This window comes from Streptomyces sp. NPDC006643, from assembly GCF_042870175.1.
Taxonomy (GTDB): domain Bacteria; phylum Actinomycetota; class Actinomycetes; order Streptomycetales; family Streptomycetaceae; genus Streptomyces.
This window is the reverse complement of record NZ_JBIAHA010000015.1, coordinates 15,190-35,203: the sequence shown is the minus strand read 5'-3', so window position 1 is coordinate 35,203 and position 20,014 is coordinate 15,190. Positions and strand designations below refer to the sequence as shown.

The window sequence follows — 20,014 nt, the reverse complement described above, 5'->3', positions numbered from 1 at the left end:
GCCTCCGTGCGTTAGTTCTCGGCGACGTGTCCCTCGCCGTTTTCGGCTCGCTGCTTTCGCAGGGTCTCGGTCATCGAGACGAAGAGTTCAATTTTCTGGGGGTCGGTAATTCCCAGCTCCCCGGCTGCCGCCTCGGGTGTCAGGGGGTCGGGTCGAGGGCCCTTTTCTTGAATGGCTTGCAGTACATCGCGGGTGAGGATGCCGGCGGCGACCAATACCTCGGCGAGGGGAACGCGGAGAAATTCGGCGATCGTTTCGAGGACTCGCACTTCCGGTGCTCCTTGGCCACGCATTGCGCGGCTGAGGGTTCCCTGTGCGATTCCCGCGTCGATGGCGAAGCGGGTTTGCCCGCCGCCCCTAGGTCGCACGTCGTAACCGCGGCGCCCTAGTTGATCTTTGAGCCATGCGGCGAACTCTTCGGGTGTGGCTCGGTCTTCTTCGTTCCCGTGGGGGTTCGTTCGTTCCATGGATGGAACATACCCCGCACCGGACAGGGCTACCACAGCATCGACTTAACCCGCCCGCAACGCACATGTATGCCACGGTTCACCCCCCTGAGCTGCGACGCTGCAACTCGAACAGGTGACCGATTGTTGCCAGTTGTGTGCCGTCTGTCAACGAACTTAGAAGATCCATTCCCTCGTACACGCGTACGTCGAACGTCTGTCCATCGTGCTAGCGTTCCATCCATGGAAGGAACTCACCATCCATGGAAGGGCGATGACTGTATGTACGACCGCACTGCCCTGGTCAACGCCGCACAGGCAGCGGGTGACCACACACCGTCAGACACCGCACGCCGGTTGAAGGTTGCACGAAACACCGCATGGCGTCTGTGGACTGGCAAGACCGCCCCGAGCGTCGGGCTCGCCGCCGCTGTTGAGCAGCACTACGGCGTGACCGCCGGTCAGCTCATCACGCGGGCCGCCGCATGAACGGCGCCGTCATCCCCCGCGAGCAGGCATTTGCCGCCGCCCGCCGAGTCCTTGACGCCGCCCGCGCCCGTCGCGACAGCGACCGCGCCGCCGGCCGGCTCGCCCCCGAGGTCGAACTCATCTTGCGCCGCCTCGAACGGCAGCAGTGCGCCCAGGCGCCCGCCGTCGAGCACCGCGCCGCCGCCTGACAACGCGAAGGGCCGCCCGGATGCGACCCGGACGGCCCTCACGACCGAACCCCGAGAGGCCCGATTGTGAACACCACCCAGCGTATCGCCCGTCCCCGTACCGGCGAGGCCGTCGAGGGCGCCCTCGCCGCCCGGAAGCGCCTTGCTCTTACGGGCGTACTGGCCCGTCAGCTCGACGAGATCGCCCCCGGTACCGCCCGCGTGCGGACCGTCCCCGTGCACACCGACCGCGACGGCGAGCAGCGCGTCGCGACGTGGGTCGTCCTCGACGACGTCCTCGGTCTGCCGATCAAGGCCGACCGCGCCGCGCACGTCGCCGCCCGCCGTCTGCTGCGTCGTGCGTTCCCCGCCGCCGACTGGACCCGCCCGCAGGTCTACGACGCGCTCACGGGCGACCTCGCCCTCGACGAGGCGTCGATGCCCGAGGAGCTGCACGGATGATCCGGCCGACGCTCAGCGCCGACGGCCTCGCCGTCCGCCTGCCGATCGGCGCCCGCGCCGAGACCCTGCTCGACGACCTCGCCCTCGCGTACGTCGCGGACCCCGACGCCGTCGGGCGCCTGCTCACCCGCCACGGCGAGAACGTGCGGGACCTCGACCAGGCGATCTACGGGCACGACGTGCCCGAGTACGAGACGGCGATGCGCGCCGCCGCCGCGGACGGGAGCCGCGAGGCCCTGGCCGCCGAAACCCCGATCGCCGCCGACCTCGACGACCTGCTCGCCCCCGACGCGGCGATCACGCTCGCCGGCCGGATCACCCGACTCGCCGCCCACATCCGGCACCACGCCGCCCCGGAAGGAACCACCCGCACGTGACTGTCACAGCCCTGCACCCGGCCGCGCCCCCGCCCCCGCCCACGGTCGAGGCCGAGCCCGCCCCGCTCATCAAGACCGCGTACGAGCCCGCCCCCGCGGGCACCCCGGCCGATCTGCCGCGTGTTTTCCAGGTGATTCACGGCGTCATGCGCGACGTGATGCCCGTCGGTAAGGACCAGAAGAACAGGCAGCAGGACTACAGCTTCCGTGGCGTGGATGACGCCATGTCCGCCATGGCGGGCCCGATGCGCAACCACGGGTGTTTCATCGCTCCCGAGATCGCCTCGCACAACCAGCGGCCCCGCGGCGAGAAGGGCACGCACACCGTGATCAAGATGCTTTACCGCATCTACGGGCCCGCGGGTGACTGCCTCCACGTCACCGTCCCTGGTGAGGCGATGGACACCGCTGACAAGTCCACGAACAAGGCCATGAGCGCCGCGCTCAAGTACATGCTCTTTCAGGTGTTCATGATCCCCGTGGACGCCCGGTCAATCGACGACAGCGACCGCGACGACTCCGTACCGGCCGAGCACCGCGTCGAGCGCCAGCGCACCCAGGGGCGCCGCCAGCAGCGCGGGCAGCAGCGCCAGCAGCCGCGGCGCAGCAACCGCGCCGAGCCGGGCCCGTGGGAACAGCCGGCCGCCCAGGGGCAGCAACAGCAGCCCGAGCGGCCCGACTACCTCGCTCACGCCGAACGCGCCACCTCCCCCGAGCAGTTCGCCAAGATCCGGGCCGCCGCCGCCGGGGCCGGCGCCCCGGCCGACTACCTCGCCAAGCTCGACGCCGTCGCCGCCCGCAAGCGCCAGAGCGCCCAGGGGCAGCAGCAGGAAAAGCAGGGCACCCCGACCGCCCCGACGCAGGGTGAGCAGGCCCCGCCGCCGCCCGCGCCGAAGACCGCGGAGGCCGCCGCCGCCGAGGCCGAGAACGCGCTCAGGCTCACCGCCTCGCGTGCGAACTTGCCGACCCTCGACGCCGATTTCGAGCGCGTCTACGGCCTGCCCATCGCGCAGGCCCCGGCCGCCCAGCTCGACGCGTTCCGCGCCATGATCGAGAACGGGGGCGCCCGATGACCGAGCAGCCCCAGGCCGAGCAGACCGAGACCAAGCCCACCGCACCCGATCCGGTCGTCGTCCGCGACGCCGTGACCCGACAGGCCGTACTCGGCGCCCTGCTCGCCGAAGTCAAGGACGCGTACGGCAAGGCCAAGACCGCCGCCGACGACCTGCTCGACAAGGCGTACAAGGCCGGCGCCACGACCCAGGTTGACGCGTTGCTGCCCGACGGGACGAAGGTCGGTTCATCGTCGCGGCAGGCAGGTGAGCGCGCCGCCCAGGTCGTCGACGAGGAAGCGTTCCGCGTGTGGGTCCGGGACAACTTCCCGACCGAGCACGTCGTCGAGTTCGTGCCCGCCCAGGTGGTGACCACCGTCCGCCCCGGTTTCGCGGGCAAGGTGCTCGCCGCGACGACCGCCGCCGGGACGGCGAAGTTCGTCGACGAGGACACGGGCGAGATGCACGACGTGCCCGGCGTCGAGATCCGGCCGTCGAGGGCGGCCTCGCACCGGCTCACCTTCACCCGAGGCAGCAAGGCGCAGCCGATCAGCGGGCGCGACCTGGTCGCCACCGCGTGGCGCACGGGCGCCCTGGCCGAGCACCTGCCCGCCCTCGCCCCGGCCGCGCCCGCCACGGCCGCGGCGGAGCCCGAGCAGTGACGGCCCCGGTCCTCGATCGTCCGGGCACTGTCCACGTGCCCGGACAGTTGGACCACTCCCAGGCGTCGGGACGAACGGGTTTCCCGCTCCCCCCTCGCCCGTGGAACGGCCTTACGGTCCTCGACGCCTGTTGTTGCGCGGGGGGCGCCGCCATGGGTTGGTACGCCGCCGGTTTCGACGTCGTCGGCATCGACCAGGACGAGCAGCCGAACTACCCGTTCGCGTTCGTCCGCGGCGACGCGATCGAGTACATACGGGCCCACGGCCGCGAGTTCGACATCATCCACGCGTCGTGGCCGTGCCAGTACGGCGCCGCGATCACCAAGGGCACGAACCGGCACTTGCGCAAGACGTACCCGAACCTGATCGGGCCCGGCCGCGAGGCCATGCTCGCCGCCCGCCGGCCGTACGTGATCGAGAACCCCGACGCACGCCCCGACGTCGTGCTGTGCGGAACGATGTTCGGTCTGCCGATCCTGCGTCACCGCAAGTTCGAGGCGCACGGCTGGTTCCCCCTCGCGCTCCCCCACACTCCGCACCGTGGGCGCGTCCGCGGACACCGCCACGGCAAGCACTACGACGGCCCGTACGTCGCCGCCTACGGCAACGGAGGCGGGAAAGCCACCGTCGCCGAGATGCAGCACGCCATGCGGATCACGTGGACGGACGTGCGCCACGAACTGACCGAGGCCATACCGCCCGCGTACACGCAGTTTCTCGGGGAGCAGGCCGCCGAGCAGATCCTCGCCGAGCGCTACGGCAGGGCCGCATGAGCGCCCCCCGCGAGGAGACGCCGCCGAAGGTCTGCGGACACGGCAACCCGCGATGCGGAGCCGTGCCCGTCCGCTTCTACCCCTGCGGCTGGAAGTGCGACGAGCACCAGCCGGCCCGCACCACTCGCCGCCCGACCCCGTGACCGGCCCGGCGGCGAGGAGAGCCACCGACGCCCCTCGCCGCCGGCGCCCCACCCCTGACAGGAGCACAACCCCCGTGACGTGGTTCAAAGTCGACGACACCGCGCACGCGCACCCCAAGCTGTTGAAGGCCGGTAACGCCGCCCTCGGCTTGTGGGTCCGCGCCGGCGCCTACGCCGCCCAGCACTTGACCGAGGGCGTGATACCGGGCGTCGTCGCCCAGCTGTACGGCACCGCGCCCCAGGCCCGGAAGCTGGTCGCGTCTGGTCTGTGGCACGCGCACGGCCACGACTGCACCGGGTGCGAGCAGCCGCCCGCCGGCGATTTCGTCATGCACGATTTCCTGACCTACAACCCGACTCGCGCGCGCGTCGAGGACGACCGCGCCGCCGCCGCCGAGCGCCAGAAGCGGGCCCGCGACAAGGCCGCCGAGCGCCAGAGACTCGCCGAAGAATGGGCCACCGAACAGCGGAACCAGGAGCGTAATCCCGCTGATCCGAGCGCGAATCGTCAGCGAATCGACGACGATCCGACGCCGGAAAATCGTGAACCGTCCCCGAATCAGATCGAGTTCCTGGAAGACATCGCAGGTCAGGGATACCCGTCACACCGTGACGGTATGGACCCGTCACGGTCCCCCCGTCCCGACCCGACCCGACCCGCTGTACCTCCTACGGAGGTACAGCAAGCTAGCTACGGCTCGACCCCGGCCGTGCCCCCGAACGTCGTCCCGTTGCGTGACGCGCTCACCGCCGCCGGGATCGTCGTCGAGTGGTCGCTCGAAACCGCAGAGTGGTTCCGCCTCGAAGCGATCGTGAAGCGGACCGCCGTCGCCGCCCTGGTCGACCACGCCCGCGGGCAGTTCGGCCGCGCCCGATCCCGCCCGCGCTCCGTCCGGTACTTCCTGCCCGGCTGGACCGCGCTCCCGCCCGTTGCCGCCGGCGCCCCCACATCGCCGAGCGCCGACGTGATCCCCCTCAACGCCGCCCGCCCCGGCCGTGTGGCCCGCGCCGCCGACCTGTTCCGCACGGCCGCCCTCGATGCCCCGAAGGAGTCCGCCCAGTGAACCGCCAGGAAGTTGCCGCCCTGCTCGCCTACGCGGCGCGCCTCGACCCGCGCAGCGCCCCGACCGACCAGACCGCAGCCGACGAAACCCTCGACCAGTGGCACGACCTGCTCTCTGACGTCGCCACGATCGCGCCGCACCCCAACGGCCGTCACTGGGACGCTGCACAGGTCGTACGCCACCACATCGCGACAAGCCCGTACCCGATCAAGCCGTCGGACGTATCGCGCCCGTGGCACGACTTCAAGCGCGACGTAGTTGACCGGCACCACGACCCCGTCCCGGCCGTCGACCCTGACGACTTCGCGGCGTACCGCGAGGCCCTGGTCGCCACCCGACAGGCCGTCGCCATCGGTGCCATCCCGGCCGCGCCCTACCGCGAGTTGACCGGCGGTAAGACCCGCGAGGAACGCGACCAGTTCGCCGCCGGCCGTCTCGCCGCCCTCGGCAGCTACGTCCCGCGCACCGTTGCCCAGACCCTCGCGACCTACCGGCCACGCCGCGCCGAGCGCGAGCAGCGCGCCGCCGAGGGACTGCCCGACCCGCTCGACGTGGCGTGCCCGTACGAGCAGTGCCTCGCCGCCGTCGGCGACCCGTGCCGGACGCACCACCGCACCCCGCGCAGTACCGCCCACCCGACGCGCCTCGACCTCGCCACCGAACGCCACTACGCCCCGAAGGAGCCGGCATGAACCGGAACAAGAAGCACCCGGAGCGCCAGCCGCACCGCCGCCGTGCCACCGCGACCGACCGCACCCGGAACACGCGCGGTTACCTGATCACGGGGTCGTGGAACCACCGCGCGGACCGGCCCGCGGTGAAACCGACCAGCGACCGTAACGCCGCGCGCCGGATCGCCCGCAGCATGGCTGACAAGGGCGCCTACGTGGTCGTTGAGCAGCGCATCGCAAACGGTCGGTGGTTGACGTGGTTCGAGGTCGACGGGCCCGCCCTGGTCGCCGAGCGCCGCCGGGTGGCCGACGAGGAACGCCGCCGCCATGAGGAGCAGCAGCGCACCGCCGTCGAGGCCGAGGCCGCCCGCCGTGCCGCCGCCGTACGGACCGAGCGAGACCGCGCCGACCTCGCCCGCATGATGGTGCGCCCGCCCGTCGCCCGCGACCAGTGCGGACGCCGTGAGGCCCGGCACGTGACCGGGGCGCAGCGATGATGCCGCCGGCCGCCGTCGCTGCGATCCGTGGCGCCGTCGAGGTCGCGCGGGACAGCGGTCTACGGAGCGCCGCGGACGTGGCCGATCGGGTCGCCGCCGAACTGACCTCCGTGGGCTGGACGATCACCCTTGACGAGGCCGAGAACGACCCCCACGGGTAATCCGAACGGGTCATCGATGGCACATGTGTACTATCTTCCATCCATGGAAGGCACGCGCCATCCATGGAAAGAACATCGGCACGACCTACATCCCGACGGAGGTACATCCATGGACCGGCCTACCCCGGCCGCCCGGTTCGCCGCAAAGGTGAACACCGCGGGCCCCTGGTCCCTCCGTCGGGACTGCCCCGGCCCCTGCCACCTGTGGGACGGCGCGCAGAACGAAAAGGGTTACGGCACGTTCTACGTGGCCCGACGCACCGTCAAGGCCCACCGCTACGCCTACGAGCAGCACGTCGGCCCGATACCGGCCGGCCTTGAGGTCGACCACCGATGCCGCCGCCGCGCGTGCGTCGCACCCGACCACCTCGACGCCGTCACGCACCGCGTGAACGTTCTCCGCTCGACGAACCACGTCGCACAGCGAGCCGCCGTGACGCATTGCCCGGCCGGCCACGCCTACGACGAGGCGAACACCATCCGCGCGAAGAACGGGACGCGGAAGTGCCGGAAGTGCAAGAACGACCAGGCCCGCGCCGCCCGTGCCGCCCGCCTCGCCGCCGTCGAGCCCATCCGCCCCCGCACAACCCACCTCGAAAGGGCCGCGTAACCCATGAGTGGCGAGACCACAATCACGATGATTGGCAACGTCGTTGCCGATCCCGAACTCAGGTTCACCCCGTCCGGTGCCGCCGTGACGAACTTCCGAATGGCCTCGACGCCCCGGAAGTTCAACCGACAGACGAACGAATTCGAGGACGGCGAGCCCCTGTTCCTCGGCGTGGCCGTGTGGCGCCAGCAGGCCGAGCACGTCGCGGAATCCATCAAGCGCGGCGACCGCGTGATCGTTGTGGGCCGGCTGACTCAGCGCCAGTACGAGGACCGCGAGGGCGCCAAGCGCAGCAACTACGAGATTCAGGCCGACGAGGTCGCCCCGAGCCTGCTCCGCGCGACCGCCGCCGTGACCAAGGCCAACAACACCACTCAGGGCGCCCAGGCGCGCCCCCAGCAGCCGTACGGCCAGCAGTCCCAGGGATACAGCCAGCAGCAGCCCGCCGCCGACCAGTGGTCGACCCAGGGATACAGCAACGAGCCCCCGTTCTGACCTCGCTCCGCGGCCAGCGCGCGACCGGTCGCGGCCCTTCCCGCGCGTGCGAGCAACACCTCGCCCCCTCGAACCGAGACAGGAGCACCACTCCGTGACCCGCATTCCCGACGCCGTCGCCGTCGCCAGCCTCGACACTCACCGCCTGATCGTCACCGTGCCGAACGAAGGACCGGCCGACGTCGCGTGCAACCTCCCCCGCCCCGTCGCCGCCGACATCCTGCGACAGCTCGCCAACTCCCTTGAGAGCCCGGCTGGCGCGTGCGACACGGCGTTCGCGACCGGCGCACCGTGCCCCCTTCACGACGCCCCCGTACCGCACCCCGCCGGACTCGACGCCCTGCTCGCCGCCGTCGCCGACCAGCTGCCCGCCGACGATCCCGACGTCGCCGCCCGCGGCCTCGCCGCCATGCCGACGCCCGAGCAGCGCGCCGCCGAGACGACGCGCCCCCGTGTGCTCACCGAAGGCGAGTACGACGCCGCGTACAAGGCCGCGCGAGCCGCCGTCGGCTCGTACGGGCCCGTCATGGGCAGCGTCAGGATTCAGGCCGCCATGGACGCCGTTCTCGCCCTGTTCGGCATCCTCGGCCCGCGCCCGGAACCCGAGCCTGACACGTGCGACGAGATGTTCGCCGACCTTGCCGGCGACTGGCACCAGTGCACCGACGCCCCCGGCCACGACCCGGCCGAGGGTCACCAAAACGGCGAATGGTCGTGGCCGCATGGGGAGATCCAGGCGCGCCCCGAGCCCGACGAGACGTCGTAGTGAGCGGCGCAGCGTGGGCGATCGTCGTCGCCCTGGTCGTCGCGTCCGGCGTGCCCCTCGGTCTGTGGGCATGCCGGCGCGACCCCGGCCCCCTCGCCCGCCCGCGCATGGCCCGCCGTCAGGGGTGGCGCTACCTCGCACACCGCGGCGGCCTGCTTGTGTCCCCGAGCCTGCTCTACGGCGGCATTCCGTACGGCACCGCCCGCCAGCGCCGCCGACGTGCCGACCGTGCCCTCGCCCGCCTTGCGCGCGGCGAGGGCCGCGCGTGCCCCCGCGGCTGCACCACATGCCGAGAGATCACCAACCGCGCCCAGGAGAACCACAGATGAGCCGCCGCACCACCCGCGCCGCCCGCGCCCGGAGCAGCCGTGACGCCCGCCGCGAGTCCCTGCTCGTACTGATCGCCCGCACGCAGCGCGGAAGCAGCCTCAGCCCGGCAGAGGCCGCCCTGTTGCGCGCCCACGTCGAGGCCGAAGTCGACGAAGCCAACCGGTACCGTGCCGAGGCCGGAGGACAGGCCACCGCCGTACGCCGCGAACAGCAGCGCACCAGGGCCGCCGAGGAAGCGATACGCGAGGCCGAGCAGCGCGCCGCGGACGCTGAGGAACAGCTCCGGATGTTCCGGGCCGTGTTCGGCGAGGACTCCCTCAACGCCTACACCTACGCCCTCGCCCGCCTCAGCCGCGCCGAGGGCGCCCTCGAAGCCGTACGCAACGCGACCGGGCCCACGTCCGAACGCGTCGCAGTCGCCGAGTACGACCGCACGGCACGCCTCGACGCCGAGGAGCGCGCCGATCGCTACCGGCTGCACTCCGAGAAGCTGCGCCACCAGCTCGGCGCCGCCGAGGACCGCGCCCACCGGTTCGAGAGGGACGCCCGCGACAACGGGGCCGATCTCCGCGCCGAGCGCCAGCACGCCCAGGCCGCCGAGCAGCAGCTCGCCGCCGTACGGGCCGTACTGCCCACGGAGCCCCGCCCGCGCCTCGGCCTGCCCAACACCCTCGCCTACGAAGAAGGCCGGCACGACCAGGCCGACGCCGTACGCGACGCCCTCGGAGAGCAGGTGCGGACGTGACCGAGCAGCAGCCGGCCCCGCCGACGGCCGTCGACCCCGAGCAACTGCGCGCCGCTGTAGAGCAGTTGGGCGCCGCATTGCGCGCGTGGGTCGTGGCCGTCACCCCTGCCGTTCGCGCCGCCGCCCAGGCCCTCGCCCTTGCCGCCGAGGCCGCCAGTACCGCGAGCAGGGACGACTACGCCCTCGCCCCGCCGCCGCCCGCAGCGCGCGACCGCCCCGCGTGGCGATCCCCACACGGGCCCGCGCACACCCGCCGCCGCAAGCACTGAGCACAGGAGCAGCCCAGCATGACGACCGCCCTCGACCACGCCGCACCGCCGATCGCCCGCCGCGCCGCCGGCGACCTCGCATCCGTGCGCGAGCAGTGGGGCGACCTGCTCGCCGCCATCGGGCGCCGCCCGGCCGCCGAATGGCCGCCCCGCGACTCCCGCGCGTACATCGACGGACACCTCGCCGAGCAGGCCGACGAGGACGAGCAGCCCGTCGAGACCGTGGGCCGTCTCCCCCTGCTGTTGCGCGAGCACCCGGCCCCGCTCAACCTCGACGCCCTCGACGCAGCGATCGAGGTCGAGCGCGAGCTGTTCGACCTCGCCGACGCCATAGCCGAGCAGGTGCAGCGCTCCGTACGGCGCGTGCCCGTGCCGTTCCTCGCCGCACACACCCTGTGGATAGCCGACCCGGACGACCACAGCGACCCCGCCCGATGGCACCTGCCGACACACAACGCATCCGTCACCGCCCGCGCGGTGTCCCCCGGTTCCCGCGTGTACGGGCTGCATTGGGCCGCCGTCTGGATCGAGGGGCGCACCCTCGACGAGATGAGCGGCGACCTGTTCGGGCCGATCCCCGCCCTACTGCTCGACCACGTCGCCCAGACCGCCCGCAGCGCGCGCCGCACCGTCGATCGCGCCCTCGGCCGCGACGGGCGGACGACCCTGCTCGACGACCCGTGCCCGTTCTGCGGCGGACAGCTCGCCGGACACTCCCGGCAAGGGGGCGAGCCGGTGGTTACCTGCTCGACTGGTCAGGCGTGCGGGGCTCCGGTCCTGCTCGACGAGCGCCAACGCCGGGCGTGGCGGGGCGCCGAGTTGGTCGACCTGTGGTCGGGGCTCATGGCCGCGCGCGGGCAGGCCGCGGAGCAGCAGCCGTAGCAACTTCCGTGGGGCCGGTCCGAGTTGGGCCGGCCCTTCTCCCCACCTTCTTCTGAACTAGATTCTGAATCGAGTTGTGTACTTGGTTCAGAACTAGGTACGGTGATGTCCTGCCGGACGTCACCCGGCGGACCACAGACCGACGAGCCAAAGGGAGCAAACCCCAATGAGCACAGTCACCATCCCCGGCGCCCTCGCCGACCACCTCACCGGCCAGACCATCGCCGACGCCGAAACCGTCGACGCCCTCGCCGCCGCCCGTCGCGGCCGAGGCCGGACCCTGGTCGTCGATCTGGCCAGTACCCGCGTTCTTCACGTGATCAGCGCGTACGCCGAGGCGATCCTCGAAAACCGCAAGTTGCACACCCCCGCCCAGGTGCGCGCCGCTCGCCTGTGGATTCAGCGCGCCGGCCACGCCGTCCCGGCACCCGTCGCTGTCGTCGAGCAGCCCGTCGCCGAGCAGGCCCCGGCCAGCGTCCGCGACGAGCCGTCGGACTGGTGGACCATCACGGACCCGACCACCGACGAGGAGATCGCCCGCGTCTACGGCGAGACGTACCAGGAGATGACCCCCCGCGCCGAGGCCCTGCCCGAAGTCCGCGCCGTCATCCGCAGGCACAACGGATTCAGCCGCCGACGCCTGTACGTCTCCGAGTTGACGCCCGCGCAGCTCGCCGAGCAGGTCGAGGCCGCCGTCGTACAGGCCGCCCCCGTGGCGACGAACGCGTTCGAGCAGGGCGCCACCAACGTGCCCGACGACTTCGCCGAGACCGTCATCTGCCCGACCTGCCACGTCCCCGCGGGCGCCCGCTGCATCACCCGCGCTGGCAAGCCCGCCCGCGAGTCGCACGGCCGCCGTTTCGAGGCACTGGAGCAGGCCGCCGGCATCACGGAGCACCGCGCCACCGCACGCCGCGCGCAGCAGGCCCGCGGCGCGTGGCCGACCCTCGACAGCAAGGCCGAGGACGCCCTGTTGGCGGCCTACGCCGACCGCCTCAACGACCGCGCCCACCTCGACGACGACCAGGCCCCCGCCGCCGAGGCCCACCTCGACCAGGTCGAGGCCGAGACCGCCAAGGGGTTCGAGCGCTCCGCACGGGCCGTCGACGCCGTCGAGCACGCCGAGCACGTCGAGGCCGCCGTCGAGACCGTCGCGGACGCCGAAGCCCTGTACGCCGCCCAGTTGGTCACGGAGGCCGAGGCCACCGAGGGAACGTGGCAAGGCGCATGGATCGGCGAGCACCAGGCCGACGACGTCCTGTTCGTCGTCGACGGCTCGACGGAACAGGGCGCCTTGTTCGACGGCCGCGCCGCCCAGTAACCCACCGACCGGCCCGCCCTCGACCGAGGGCGGGCCCCGTACCGACCATCAGGAGTGCACAGGTGAACAACACCGACCAGCCCGACGAGCAGGGCAACCAGCAGGGCGACGAGCCCACCGTCGCGCACTACACCCGCGCGGACGCGAGCAACTTCCCGACGTCCCTTGCGGGGCAGCAGGCCGCTGTAGAAGGGATGTTGGCCAACACGGGATGGAAGCAGGCCGACCAGGAGGAGCAGGGCACCGTGTGGACGCCGGGCCGCATCCGCCGCGCCATGAAGGGACCTCTTGAACCCACCCCCGCCGGCCGGCGCCTCGCCGCCCAGATGCTCGCCATGATCAACAAATGGGAGCAGGAGCGCCGCGCCGAGATCATCGCGGCCGGCGGCGACCCCGACGAGGACCGCGACCCGTTCGAGTACGTACGCGCCATCGCTGACGAGTGGGCCGACACCGCCAACGACGCCGCCCGCCGCGCCGCTCTGCTCGACCGCCTCGCCATCGACCTCGACACCAGCGAGGTAGGCGCGCTGCGCCTTGCCGCCGAGGCCGCCGCCGCCGTCACTCCGCGGCTCATCTACGCCGACGCCGATGACGGCGTCGCCGTCGCGGCCACCGCCGAAGACCTCGGCGTGTCAGAAACGTACGTCTACCGGATCTTGCGCCAGCGCCCCGCCGCCGATCAGTAACCCCGTACACAGGTGCGGCCCGCACACGGTGACGTCACCACCGGGCGGGCCGACTAACCACGATGGGAGCAAACCCCACCATGACCAACGCCAACCCTACCCAGGGCAAGCAGCCGACCGCACCGAAGGCCGGCACCCGTCCGACCGTCCGCGTGACCGACGCGTTCGCTGATGACCTCGCAGTCATCATGAGCACCATGGGCGCCGACGGCACGTTCGCCGACGCTGTCCGACAGGCCGTCGGACAGGTCGCCCAGATGTACCGGACCGCGTGGGCCCACGGTGTCGTTCCCCGCGGCGTCGCGCCGACGCTCGGCGCCTATCAGTTCGTCGAGCAACTGCCTGCCAGGCGCCCGACCAGCGGGTACGACGGACCGTCGGACAGGGGCGCCGCGCGTCCGACGCCGCCCGTCGGTCGCAGGCTCACCGGACCGCCGCCCGGCCCGCACATCCGGCACCAGTACGCCGACGAACTGCTCGGCCGTCCGACGGGAACGGCACCGTCCGCGTGACCGAACAGGGGCGATGTCGGACACTCACGAGAGGATTACCGCCATGGGACAGCAGATCATCAGGCAACCGGACGGCCGACTGGCTGTCTTCGACTCCGTCACCGACTCGTTCATCGTCGTGGACGCGACGCGCGAGGAAGTCGTCGAGTGGCGGGCAGAAGAAGCGGCCGAGGCAGCGCGCGACCGTACCGAGGCCGAACTCGCCCGCGTTCTCGACAGTGACAGGCCCTATCACCAGTTCACTTTGACGTGGGAGGAAGCGTCAGAGCGCCACAAGAGGAACCACACCGGTAGCTGATTTCCGGTACGCGCGACCGGTCGCCGACGGCGCCGCGCACACGAGTTGCGCCGTTATCCGTTCGTGACCTAAAGTCGGACGCGACCCCGGCGTGCCCGGAAACGGACGCCCTCCCCGAACGCCCCGCCGCTCCCCGACCAGCGGCGGGGCGTTCGCATGTCCTCGGCGAGGGGGTGAGCCGTGGGCCGCCCCATCGACGACCACGACCGCGCCCAGGTCCGCAAGCTGCACACCGCGGGCAAGAGCCGGAACGACATCGCACGGGCGATCAAGAGATCACCCTCGACCGTGTCGAAGATCGCCGCATCGTTCGACCCCCCGCTGTCGTTCGACCGCGCCGCCGAGGTCACCGTCGCCACCCAGGTACGCCGTGCAGACCTCGCCGCCCGCCGCGCCGTCCTCGCCATCACCCTCCACGACATCGCCGAGCGCGAACTCGCGAAGATGACCGAACGGCACCTGTACTTCGAGTGGGGCGGGAAGGATCACACCTACGCCCAGAAGTGGCAGAACGAGCCGACCCCCGCCGACCGCCGAACCATGATGGCCACCGCCGGCGCCGCCCTCGACCGGTCCCTGAAACTCGCACCGCCCCGCGAGGAAGCCGGCGAGCAGTCCCGTTCCGTGATCGGTCGCCTGATGGACGGCCTTGCCCGGAACTACGCCGAGCGCCACGGCGCGCCGACCGGCGGCGACGATGAACAGTGACCTCGGCCTCTCCCCGAAGCAGGTCGATTCGATCGTCGAGGCTGCGGCATTCCTCAACATCTGGGAAGGGTCGGTCAGGTCGGGTAAGACGATCGCCAGCCTGCTCAAGTGGTTGGGATACGTCGCCGACCCGCCCACGGGCGGCGAACTGGTCATGGTCGGGCGCACCCGCGACAGCCTCGCCCGGAACGTGTTCGGTCCCCTGTCGAACCCCCACGTGTTTGGGGAGCTTGCTCAGGACGTCCATTACACGAGCGGGGCCCCGACGGCGACAGTCCTCGGCCGTACCGTGCACGCCCTCGGCGCCAACGACGCCCAGGCCGAGCCGAAGGTAAGAGGGCTGACGTGCGCCGGCGCCTACGTCGACGAGGCAACGACGCTCCCCAAGAGCTTCTTTGACCAGCTCACCGCCCGTTGCAGCGTGCCCGGCTCGCAGATCTTCGCGACGACCAACCCCGACAACCCGCAGCACTGGCTACGCCGCGAGTACCTGCTCAGGCCGGAAGAGGCCCGACTCAGGTCGTGGCACTTCGTACTCGACGACAATCCGGGACTCGATGACGAGTACAAACAGCGGATCAAGTCCACGCACCGCGGCCTGTTCTACAAGCGCAACGTCTTGGGCTTGTGGGTCCAGGCCGAGGGCGCCATCTACGACATGTGGGACGAGTCCGAGCACGTCGTCGACGAGTTGCCCGAGATGCGCCGGCACTGGATCGGCGTGGACTATGGCACCGTCAACGCCACGTCGGCGATCCTGCTCGGCGAAGGTGTCGACGGCCGGCTGTACGCGTGTGCCGAGTGGCGCCACGACTCCCGCACCGCGCACCGGCAGATGACCGACGCCCAGTACAGCGCAGCATTGCGCAAGTGGGTCGCCGACCTCGGCATCAAGGCCGAGTGGACGTTCATCGACCCGAGCGCGGCGTCGTTCATCACGCAGCTGTGGGCCGACGCCTACGAAGGCGTTGCCCGCGCCTCGAACGAGGTCGTGGACGGAATCCGCAGCGTCTCGAACCTGCTCGGCGCCGGACTGCTCCGCGTGCACCGGTCGTGCGAGGGACTGCTCTCGGAGCTGCCCGGCTACGTCTGGGATGAGTCGGCCGCCGACAAGGGCGAAGACAAGCCCGTCAAGCAGAACGACCACAGCTGTGACGCACTGCGGTACGTGATCCACTCGACCGCCCACGAGTGGCGACACCTGCTCACCCTCGCCGCGTAAGGAGGCCGCCGACATGGCCACCGAGCCCATGCTCACCCTGCCCGTAACCCTCACCGTCGGCGATCACACCGTCGAGGTGGGCGACCTCATCCTCGAACCCGGCAACACGGTTCGCGACGCGCTCGGCGCCCTGTTCCGCCGCGCCGCCGACACGTGCGAGGCACCACAGGAAGGGGGCGACGATGGCACTCCCTGAGAATGGCGCCGCGTGGCCGCCGCCCGCGTGGGCGCCGCACTACGCCGCAATGCGCGTTGACGACGCCTGGTACAGCGGAGACCCGAAGCGCCTCGCCCGCGTGCACGGCGAGCAGGACCGGCACGCCGTGCGGCGTACGTGGGGGCGGAAGCCGGCGCAACGCGCCGACCGTGAAACCCGCCTACACGTTCCGCTCGCCGGCGACATCGCCACGACCAGCGCCGACCTGTTGTTCGCGGACATGCCCCGGATCACGGTCGAGGGCAAGCCCACACAGGATCGACTCGACCAGCTGCTCGACGAGGGCCGCGCGCATGCGACGTTCCTCGGCGCCGCCGAGCAGGCCGCCGCCCTCTCTGGCGTCTTCCTCCGGGCGACATGGGACCGCGACCTAGTCGACCGCCCCCTGTTGACCGTGTGCCAGGCCGACGCCGCCATACCCGAGTTCCGGTTCGGCATGCTGCGCGCCGTGACCTTCTGGCGCGAGCTGGACGGCTCGACCGAGTCGGTCGTCTGGCGGCATTTCGAGCGCCACGAGTCGGGTCGCATCGTGCACCGGCTGTACCGCGGTACGCGCGACAACGTCGGGCGCATCACGCCGCTTCCCGAGCACCCCGACACGGCCGAACTGGTCGGCTCCCTCGACACCGACGGCGACAGCATCGCGACCGGCATCCGGGATCTGACCGTCGCCTACGTGCCCAACATGCTTCCCAACCGGCTTCACCGGGCGAGCCCGATCGGACGCAGCGACTACGCAGCACCGATCTATGACCAGTTCGCCGCCCTCAACACGACGTGGACATCGTGGATGCGCGACATTCGCCTCGCCCGCGCGCGGTTGATCGTGCCCGATGGGTACATGCGGAACGAGGGTCCCGGCCGCGGGGCGTCGTTCGACGATGACCGCGAAGTTTGGCACGGCCTCAAGATGCCGCCCAACGAGGGCGCGGGCATCACTCTGGCGCAGTTCGCCATCAGGGTTGAGGAGCACGCCCGTACTGCGGAGAGCATCACCAGGCAGGCCGCCCAGTCCGCCGGCTACAGTCCGCAGAGCTTCGGCCTTGACGGCGATGGACAGCCCGTCACTGCGACCGAGGTCGACAGCCGCAACGCCCGTTCGATGGTGACCCGTCGGAAGAAGGTAGGGCACTGGAAACACGGCGTGGCGGACATGTGTCACGTGCTGCTGCAACTCGACGCGAAGCTGTTTGGCCGGCGCATCACGCCCGCGCGTCCACGCGTGGAGTTCGGTGACGGCGTCGCGGAGTCGGCCGAGCAGACGGCGACCACGCTCGACCTCCTCGCCCGCGCCGGGGCCGTGTCGACCGCGACGAAGGTCAAGATCCTTAACCCGGCGTGGGACGACACGGCAGTACAGGCCGAGGTGCGGGCGATCCTCGCCGAGACCGGCGCCGCAGCCCCGGACCCCGTCGGGGCATTTCCAATGTGAGCGTGCCTCACTCGGTTCGGAAAATGATCCGTAGCAGCCGCTCAGCAGTGGCGCGCAAGCGCGGGTCAGGGTGGGCCAGGGCGACGAGGACAAGCGCTGTCAGTGCGCCACCGAAGGCGTCAAGTGATTCAGTCATGTCGCCGACGATATTTCTTACCGGACCGGAAGCCGGGCGCCGGGAGATACATCCAGCCCGCCAACTGCGACCAAACGTGACCGTGCGTGAAACTCGCCGCTCAGGAGCCCGACCGATCGGTCGGTGCCCTAAATACCCCTTTTTGAAATTGGCTTGTACTGATCCATGATCAGCACGCTTTATCGGCCTAGGGGGTGAACGTGCCGATTCACCCGGGCATGGTCGAAGACCTCGCCGCCGGTACGCGCGACCTGTACGCCCAGGCCGAGGAACGTCTACTCGGCATCATCGCCCGGCAGCTCGCCGCCGGTCTCGACGCGCCAGGGTGGGCCGAGCGCAAGCTCGCCGCCGTCCAGGCATTGCGCCGTTCGTCACAGGCTGTCGTGGATGAGCTGGGGAAAGCGGTCGAGCTGGAAGTGTTCGACGTGGTCGCCGAGGCGTACAACACCGGGCACCGCGCCGCCGTCGCAGAGATCGGCGCCCTGTCCGACAGCGCGCGCGCCCTGGTCGACGACGTGACCCCCAACGCCCAAGCCGTCGACCGCCTCGCACAGGAAACGGTCGACGTTGTCACCTCGACCCACCGCTCGATTCTGCGCGCCGTGGTCGACGGTTTCCGGGCAGTCGTCGCCGAGGTCACCGCAACGCCCCTGCTCGGCACCGGCACCCGCCGACAGGCCACCCAAGACGCCATGCGCCGGTTCGCCGATCAGGGCATCCGGGCGTTCACCGACCGGGCCGGCCGCCGATGGCAGCTCACCAGCTACGCGGAGATGGCCGTACGGACGTCCGTCGGACGGGCCGCGACCGAAGCTCACATGCGGACCCTGTCCGACGCCGGTATCGAGCTGGTCATCGTCAGCGACGCCCCGCGCGAGTGCCCCCTCTGCCGCCGCTGGGAAGGCCGCGTACTGGCCATCGCCGGGCCGACCGGCGAGCGCGAGGTCGAGGTCGAGCACGCCATCGAGGACGGCCGCATGGTGCCCGTACGGGTCGCCGGCACCCTCGACGAGGCCCGCCTCGCAGGGTTTCAGCATCCCAACTGCCGTCACAGCGTTTCCGCGTACACCCCAGGTCTCACGACCATGGAGAAGGCCAGCAGCGACCCCGCCGGCTACGAGGCCGGCCAGCGACAGCGCGCGATAGAACGGAACGTCCGGAAGTACCGGAAGCACGAAGCCGCCGCCGTCACTCCCGAACAACTGCGCGCCGCACGGCTCAAAGTCAGGCAGTGGCAAGGCGCCATGCGCGACCACCTCGCCGCCCACCCCGACCTACGCCGGTTGCGACACCGCGAGCAGCCAGGCGCCTCGAACCTTCCCAAGAAGCGCACCGAGGCGACGCCCGAGCAGGTCGAGGCCGCGCGCGTGTGGTCGGGCGACGCGCAGACCGTACGGGAGGTGAGCGACGACCAGCTCGCCGCAGCCGTCCGCTCGAACCTGCTTGACGGCCCCGCCCGCGCACGGATCGAGGCCGAGGCCGACCGCCGCGACCTTGACGACCTGCTCGCCCGCATCCGTCCCGGCGGCGCCCTCGCCGAGGACCTGACGCAGTTCGGCGACCAGGAACTCGCGAGGGCGTTCCCCCACCTCGACGACGCCGACGCACTGCGTGTCATGGCCGAGATGGACCGGCGTGACCTCGCCACCCGCCTACCAGGGGTGTCCGCGGACTTGGTCGGCCTGTCCGACCACACCCTCGCCGCCCGCGCCCGCGGAGCCGACTCCGACACGCTCGCCCTGCTCGCCGCCGAGGCGTACAGGCGCGACCTGCTTGCCCGCCTGTTCCCCGTCGGACAACTGCGCGCCGACCTGTCCGACGTGTCCGACGATGAACTCGCCTGGTGCATGCAGTACGCCACCAGCGAGGAACTGCTCAGGATCGCCGCAGAGATGGACCGGCGCGACGCCGTCGACATGCCGCAGCCGGCGGACACGGGTGACGCCGTCGACAACCTGCTCGCCGACACGAACGCCCTCGCCGATGCCCTCGCCCCCGCAGAGAATCCGGACGGGTGGGGCGCGCTCGCCGATGACGCCGTGTGGGCCGCCGCCGTCGGCGACGCTGGCACCGCGCCGGACACCGAGGACCACGACGACGAACCGCGCATCAGCCGCCGTCAGGCCCGCGAGATGTACGACGAGTACGTCTATCTCCAGTACCTCAAAGCGGAAGAAGACTGCCGCGGCTACCTGCTCAGCAAGAAGGCCGCCGCCGAGGGCCGCAACCCCGAGAGCCTGTTCCGCGGGCCCGCGCACATCGCCCACGCCCAGGCGTCCGACGAGCTGAAAGAGTGGTGGGCGACGCACGGCCGCATGACTCAGGCCGAGTTCGTCGAGAAGGCCACCGGCCAACCGCAGCGCGGAGCGACCGCCGCCCGGTTCAATGAGGCCAAGGCGCAGCAGCGGAGATAAGGGG

At 71.2% G+C, this 20,014-nt stretch carries 30 protein-coding genes; 28 read left to right on the top strand and 2 right to left on the bottom strand.

Annotation, left to right across the window (positions count from 1 at the left end):
* Window positions 1–11: 11 nt before the first annotated feature.
* Window positions 12–467, bottom strand: a complete 456-nt coding sequence (locus tag ACFYNU_RS20855) for a helix-turn-helix transcriptional regulator (protein ID WP_356590477.1) — start codon at window positions 465–467, stop codon at window positions 12–14.
* 222 nt (window positions 468–689) lie between these two features.
* Between ACFYNU_RS20855 and ACFYNU_RS20850 the strand changes: the two genes are divergently transcribed.
* From ACFYNU_RS20850 to ACFYNU_RS20720, 27 genes are all read left to right on the top strand, one after another.
* Window positions 690–935, top strand: a complete 246-nt coding sequence (locus ACFYNU_RS20850; protein ID WP_356590475.1) for a hypothetical protein — start codon at window positions 690–692, stop codon at window positions 933–935.
* Entirely contained in the window at window positions 932–1,123 is a 192-nt protein-coding gene (locus ACFYNU_RS20845; RefSeq protein WP_356590473.1) for a hypothetical protein, read from the top strand. Before ACFYNU_RS20850 ends, ACFYNU_RS20845 begins: the two co-directional genes overlap by 4 nt.
* A 66-nt stretch (window positions 1,124–1,189) precedes the next feature.
* Window positions 1,190–1,564, top strand: a complete 375-nt coding sequence (locus ACFYNU_RS20840; RefSeq protein ID WP_356590471.1) for a hypothetical protein — start codon at window positions 1,190–1,192, stop codon at window positions 1,562–1,564.
* Window positions 1,561–1,941, top strand: a complete 381-nt coding sequence (locus ACFYNU_RS20835) for a hypothetical protein (RefSeq protein WP_356590469.1) — start codon at window positions 1,561–1,563, stop codon at window positions 1,939–1,941. The genes ACFYNU_RS20840 and ACFYNU_RS20835 overlap by 4 nt, the downstream gene beginning before the upstream one ends.
* Window positions 1,938–3,014 (top strand): ERF family protein, encoded by a 1,077-nt coding sequence (locus ACFYNU_RS20830; RefSeq protein WP_356590467.1) that lies wholly within the window; start codon window positions 1,938–1,940, stop codon window positions 3,012–3,014. Before ACFYNU_RS20835 ends, ACFYNU_RS20830 begins: the two co-directional genes overlap by 4 nt.
* On the top strand, window positions 3,011–3,655 hold the full coding sequence (locus tag ACFYNU_RS20825; RefSeq protein WP_356590465.1) for a hypothetical protein: 645 nt from the start codon (window positions 3,011–3,013) through the stop codon (window positions 3,653–3,655). The genes ACFYNU_RS20830 and ACFYNU_RS20825 overlap by 4 nt, the downstream gene beginning before the upstream one ends.
* Window positions 3,656–3,807: 152 nt before the next feature.
* Window positions 3,808–4,428, top strand: a complete 621-nt coding sequence (locus ACFYNU_RS20820; RefSeq protein ID WP_356590463.1) for a DNA methylase — start codon at window positions 3,808–3,810, stop codon at window positions 4,426–4,428.
* A complete protein-coding gene (locus ACFYNU_RS20815; RefSeq protein ID WP_356590461.1) occupies window positions 4,425–4,571 on the top strand; it encodes a hypothetical protein in 147 nt (48 codons plus the stop codon). Before ACFYNU_RS20820 ends, ACFYNU_RS20815 begins: the two co-directional genes overlap by 4 nt.
* 74 nt (window positions 4,572–4,645) lie before the next feature.
* On the top strand, window positions 4,646–5,635 hold the full coding sequence (locus ACFYNU_RS20810) for a mucin-2 (protein ID WP_356590459.1): 990 nt from the start codon (window positions 4,646–4,648) through the stop codon (window positions 5,633–5,635).
* Entirely contained in the window at window positions 5,632–6,327 is a 696-nt protein-coding gene (locus ACFYNU_RS20805) for a cell surface glycoprotein (protein WP_356590457.1), read from the top strand. Before ACFYNU_RS20810 ends, ACFYNU_RS20805 begins: the two co-directional genes overlap by 4 nt.
* On the top strand, window positions 6,324–6,803 hold the full coding sequence (locus ACFYNU_RS20800) for a hypothetical protein (protein ID WP_356590455.1): 480 nt from the start codon (window positions 6,324–6,326) through the stop codon (window positions 6,801–6,803). The genes ACFYNU_RS20805 and ACFYNU_RS20800 overlap by 4 nt, the downstream gene beginning before the upstream one ends.
* Window positions 6,800–6,964 (top strand): hypothetical protein, encoded by a 165-nt coding sequence (locus tag ACFYNU_RS20795; RefSeq protein WP_356590453.1) that lies wholly within the window; start codon window positions 6,800–6,802, stop codon window positions 6,962–6,964. The genes ACFYNU_RS20800 and ACFYNU_RS20795 overlap by 4 nt, the downstream gene beginning before the upstream one ends.
* Window positions 6,965–7,073: 109 nt before the next feature.
* Entirely contained in the window at window positions 7,074–7,574 is a 501-nt protein-coding gene (locus tag ACFYNU_RS20790; protein ID WP_356590451.1) for an HNH endonuclease signature motif containing protein, read from the top strand.
* A 3-nt stretch (window positions 7,575–7,577) separates the two neighbouring features.
* Window positions 7,578–8,069 (top strand): single-stranded DNA-binding protein, encoded by a 492-nt coding sequence (locus ACFYNU_RS20785; protein ID WP_356590449.1) that lies wholly within the window; start codon window positions 7,578–7,580, stop codon window positions 8,067–8,069.
* A gap of 94 nt (window positions 8,070–8,163) precedes the next feature.
* Complete coding sequence (locus ACFYNU_RS20780) at window positions 8,164–8,835, top strand: hypothetical protein (protein ID WP_356590447.1); 672 nt, start codon at window positions 8,164–8,166, stop codon at window positions 8,833–8,835.
* Window positions 8,835–9,164, top strand: a complete 330-nt coding sequence (locus tag ACFYNU_RS20775) for a hypothetical protein (RefSeq protein WP_356590445.1) — start codon at window positions 8,835–8,837, stop codon at window positions 9,162–9,164. The genes ACFYNU_RS20780 and ACFYNU_RS20775 overlap by 1 nt, the downstream gene beginning before the upstream one ends.
* Window positions 9,161–9,910, top strand: coding sequence for a hypothetical protein (locus tag ACFYNU_RS20770; protein ID WP_356590443.1), 750 nt, complete (start codon window positions 9,161–9,163; stop codon window positions 9,908–9,910). Before ACFYNU_RS20775 ends, ACFYNU_RS20770 begins: the two co-directional genes overlap by 4 nt.
* Window positions 9,907–10,179 (top strand): hypothetical protein, encoded by a 273-nt coding sequence (locus ACFYNU_RS20765; protein WP_356590441.1) that lies wholly within the window; start codon window positions 9,907–9,909, stop codon window positions 10,177–10,179. Before ACFYNU_RS20770 ends, ACFYNU_RS20765 begins: the two co-directional genes overlap by 4 nt.
* An 18-nt stretch (window positions 10,180–10,197) precedes the next feature.
* On the top strand, window positions 10,198–11,061 hold the full coding sequence (locus tag ACFYNU_RS20760) for a hypothetical protein (protein WP_356590439.1): 864 nt from the start codon (window positions 10,198–10,200) through the stop codon (window positions 11,059–11,061).
* Between the two features lie 166 nt (window positions 11,062–11,227).
* Window positions 11,228–12,382: a hypothetical protein gene (locus ACFYNU_RS20755; protein ID WP_356590437.1), complete on the top strand. Its 1,155-nt coding sequence runs from the start codon at window positions 11,228–11,230 to the stop codon at window positions 12,380–12,382.
* A gap of 62 nt (window positions 12,383–12,444) precedes the next feature.
* A complete protein-coding gene (locus ACFYNU_RS20750) occupies window positions 12,445–13,071 on the top strand; it encodes a hypothetical protein (protein ID WP_356590435.1) in 627 nt (208 codons plus the stop codon).
* 80 nt (window positions 13,072–13,151) lie between these two features.
* Window positions 13,152–13,583: a hypothetical protein gene (locus tag ACFYNU_RS20745; protein ID WP_356590433.1), complete on the top strand. Its 432-nt coding sequence runs from the start codon at window positions 13,152–13,154 to the stop codon at window positions 13,581–13,583.
* Window positions 13,584–13,626: 43 nt separating this feature from the next.
* Window positions 13,627–13,881 (top strand): hypothetical protein, encoded by a 255-nt coding sequence (locus ACFYNU_RS20740; RefSeq protein ID WP_356590431.1) that lies wholly within the window; start codon window positions 13,627–13,629, stop codon window positions 13,879–13,881.
* A gap of 180 nt (window positions 13,882–14,061) precedes the next feature.
* On the top strand, window positions 14,062–14,589 hold the full coding sequence (locus ACFYNU_RS20735) for a helix-turn-helix domain-containing protein (RefSeq protein WP_356590429.1): 528 nt from the start codon (window positions 14,062–14,064) through the stop codon (window positions 14,587–14,589).
* Window positions 14,579–15,811 (top strand): PBSX family phage terminase large subunit, encoded by a 1,233-nt coding sequence (locus ACFYNU_RS20730; RefSeq protein ID WP_356590427.1) that lies wholly within the window; start codon window positions 14,579–14,581, stop codon window positions 15,809–15,811. Before ACFYNU_RS20735 ends, ACFYNU_RS20730 begins: the two co-directional genes overlap by 11 nt.
* Before the next feature lie 13 nt (window positions 15,812–15,824).
* Window positions 15,825–16,007, top strand: coding sequence for a hypothetical protein (locus tag ACFYNU_RS20725; protein ID WP_356590425.1), 183 nt, complete (start codon window positions 15,825–15,827; stop codon window positions 16,005–16,007).
* Complete coding sequence (locus ACFYNU_RS20720) at window positions 15,994–17,460, top strand: phage capsid protein (RefSeq protein WP_356590423.1); 1,467 nt, start codon at window positions 15,994–15,996, stop codon at window positions 17,458–17,460. The genes ACFYNU_RS20725 and ACFYNU_RS20720 overlap by 14 nt, the downstream gene beginning before the upstream one ends.
* Before the next feature lie 7 nt (window positions 17,461–17,467).
* Here the strand turns inward: ACFYNU_RS20720 and ACFYNU_RS20715 are convergent, their stop codons facing one another.
* Complete coding sequence (locus tag ACFYNU_RS20715; RefSeq protein ID WP_356590421.1) at window positions 17,468–17,596, bottom strand: hypothetical protein; 129 nt, start codon at window positions 17,594–17,596, stop codon at window positions 17,468–17,470.
* 200 nt (window positions 17,597–17,796) lie between these two features.
* On the opposite strand from ACFYNU_RS20715, the gene ACFYNU_RS20710 reads away from it, so the two are divergent.
* Window positions 17,797–20,010 carry a phage minor capsid protein gene (locus ACFYNU_RS20710; RefSeq protein WP_356590419.1) on the top strand — a complete coding sequence of 738 codons (2,214 nt, stop codon included), beginning with the start codon at window positions 17,797–17,799 and terminating at the stop codon, window positions 20,008–20,010.
* Window positions 20,011–20,014: the final 4 nt, after the last annotated feature.

Bases quoted from the DNA above. Each gene is read 5' to 3' on its own strand.
- ACFYNU_RS20855 (WP_356590477.1), bottom strand. From the start codon at position 467: ATGGAACGAACGAACCCCCACGGGAACGAAGAAGACCGAGCCACACCC.
- ACFYNU_RS20850 (WP_356590475.1), top strand. From the start codon at position 690: ATGGAAGGAACTCACCATCCATGGAAGGGCGATGACTGTATGTACGAC.
- ACFYNU_RS20845 (WP_356590473.1), top strand. From the start codon at position 932: ATGAACGGCGCCGTCATCCCCCGCGAGCAGGCATTTGCCGCCGCCCGC.
- ACFYNU_RS20835 (WP_356590469.1), top strand. From the start codon at position 1,561: ATGATCCGGCCGACGCTCAGCGCCGACGGCCTCGCCGTCCGCCTGCCG.
- ACFYNU_RS20825 (WP_356590465.1), top strand. From the start codon at position 3,011: ATGACCGAGCAGCCCCAGGCCGAGCAGACCGAGACCAAGCCCACCGCA.
- ACFYNU_RS20820 (WP_356590463.1), top strand. From the start codon at position 3,808: ATGGGTTGGTACGCCGCCGGTTTCGACGTCGTCGGCATCGACCAGGAC.
- ACFYNU_RS20815 (WP_356590461.1), top strand. From the start codon at position 4,425: ATGAGCGCCCCCCGCGAGGAGACGCCGCCGAAGGTCTGCGGACACGGC.
- ACFYNU_RS20800 (WP_356590455.1), top strand. From the start codon at position 6,324: ATGAACCGGAACAAGAAGCACCCGGAGCGCCAGCCGCACCGCCGCCGT.
- ACFYNU_RS20795 (WP_356590453.1), top strand. From the start codon at position 6,800: ATGATGCCGCCGGCCGCCGTCGCTGCGATCCGTGGCGCCGTCGAGGTC.
- ACFYNU_RS20790 (WP_356590451.1), top strand. From the start codon at position 7,074: ATGGACCGGCCTACCCCGGCCGCCCGGTTCGCCGCAAAGGTGAACACC.
- ACFYNU_RS20785 (WP_356590449.1), top strand. From the start codon at position 7,578: ATGAGTGGCGAGACCACAATCACGATGATTGGCAACGTCGTTGCCGAT.
- ACFYNU_RS20770 (WP_356590443.1), top strand. From the start codon at position 9,161: ATGAGCCGCCGCACCACCCGCGCCGCCCGCGCCCGGAGCAGCCGTGAC.
- ACFYNU_RS20760 (WP_356590439.1), top strand. From the start codon at position 10,198: ATGACGACCGCCCTCGACCACGCCGCACCGCCGATCGCCCGCCGCGCC.
- ACFYNU_RS20755 (WP_356590437.1), top strand. From the start codon at position 11,228: ATGAGCACAGTCACCATCCCCGGCGCCCTCGCCGACCACCTCACCGGC.
- ACFYNU_RS20745 (WP_356590433.1), top strand. From the start codon at position 13,152: ATGACCAACGCCAACCCTACCCAGGGCAAGCAGCCGACCGCACCGAAG.
- ACFYNU_RS20740 (WP_356590431.1), top strand. From the start codon at position 13,627: ATGGGACAGCAGATCATCAGGCAACCGGACGGCCGACTGGCTGTCTTC.
- ACFYNU_RS20730 (WP_356590427.1), top strand. From the start codon at position 14,579: ATGAACAGTGACCTCGGCCTCTCCCCGAAGCAGGTCGATTCGATCGTC.
- ACFYNU_RS20725 (WP_356590425.1), top strand. From the start codon at position 15,825: ATGGCCACCGAGCCCATGCTCACCCTGCCCGTAACCCTCACCGTCGGC.
- ACFYNU_RS20720 (WP_356590423.1), top strand. From the start codon at position 15,994: ATGGCACTCCCTGAGAATGGCGCCGCGTGGCCGCCGCCCGCGTGGGCG.
- ACFYNU_RS20715 (WP_356590421.1), bottom strand. From the start codon at position 17,596: ATGACTGAATCACTTGACGCCTTCGGTGGCGCACTGACAGCGCTTGTC.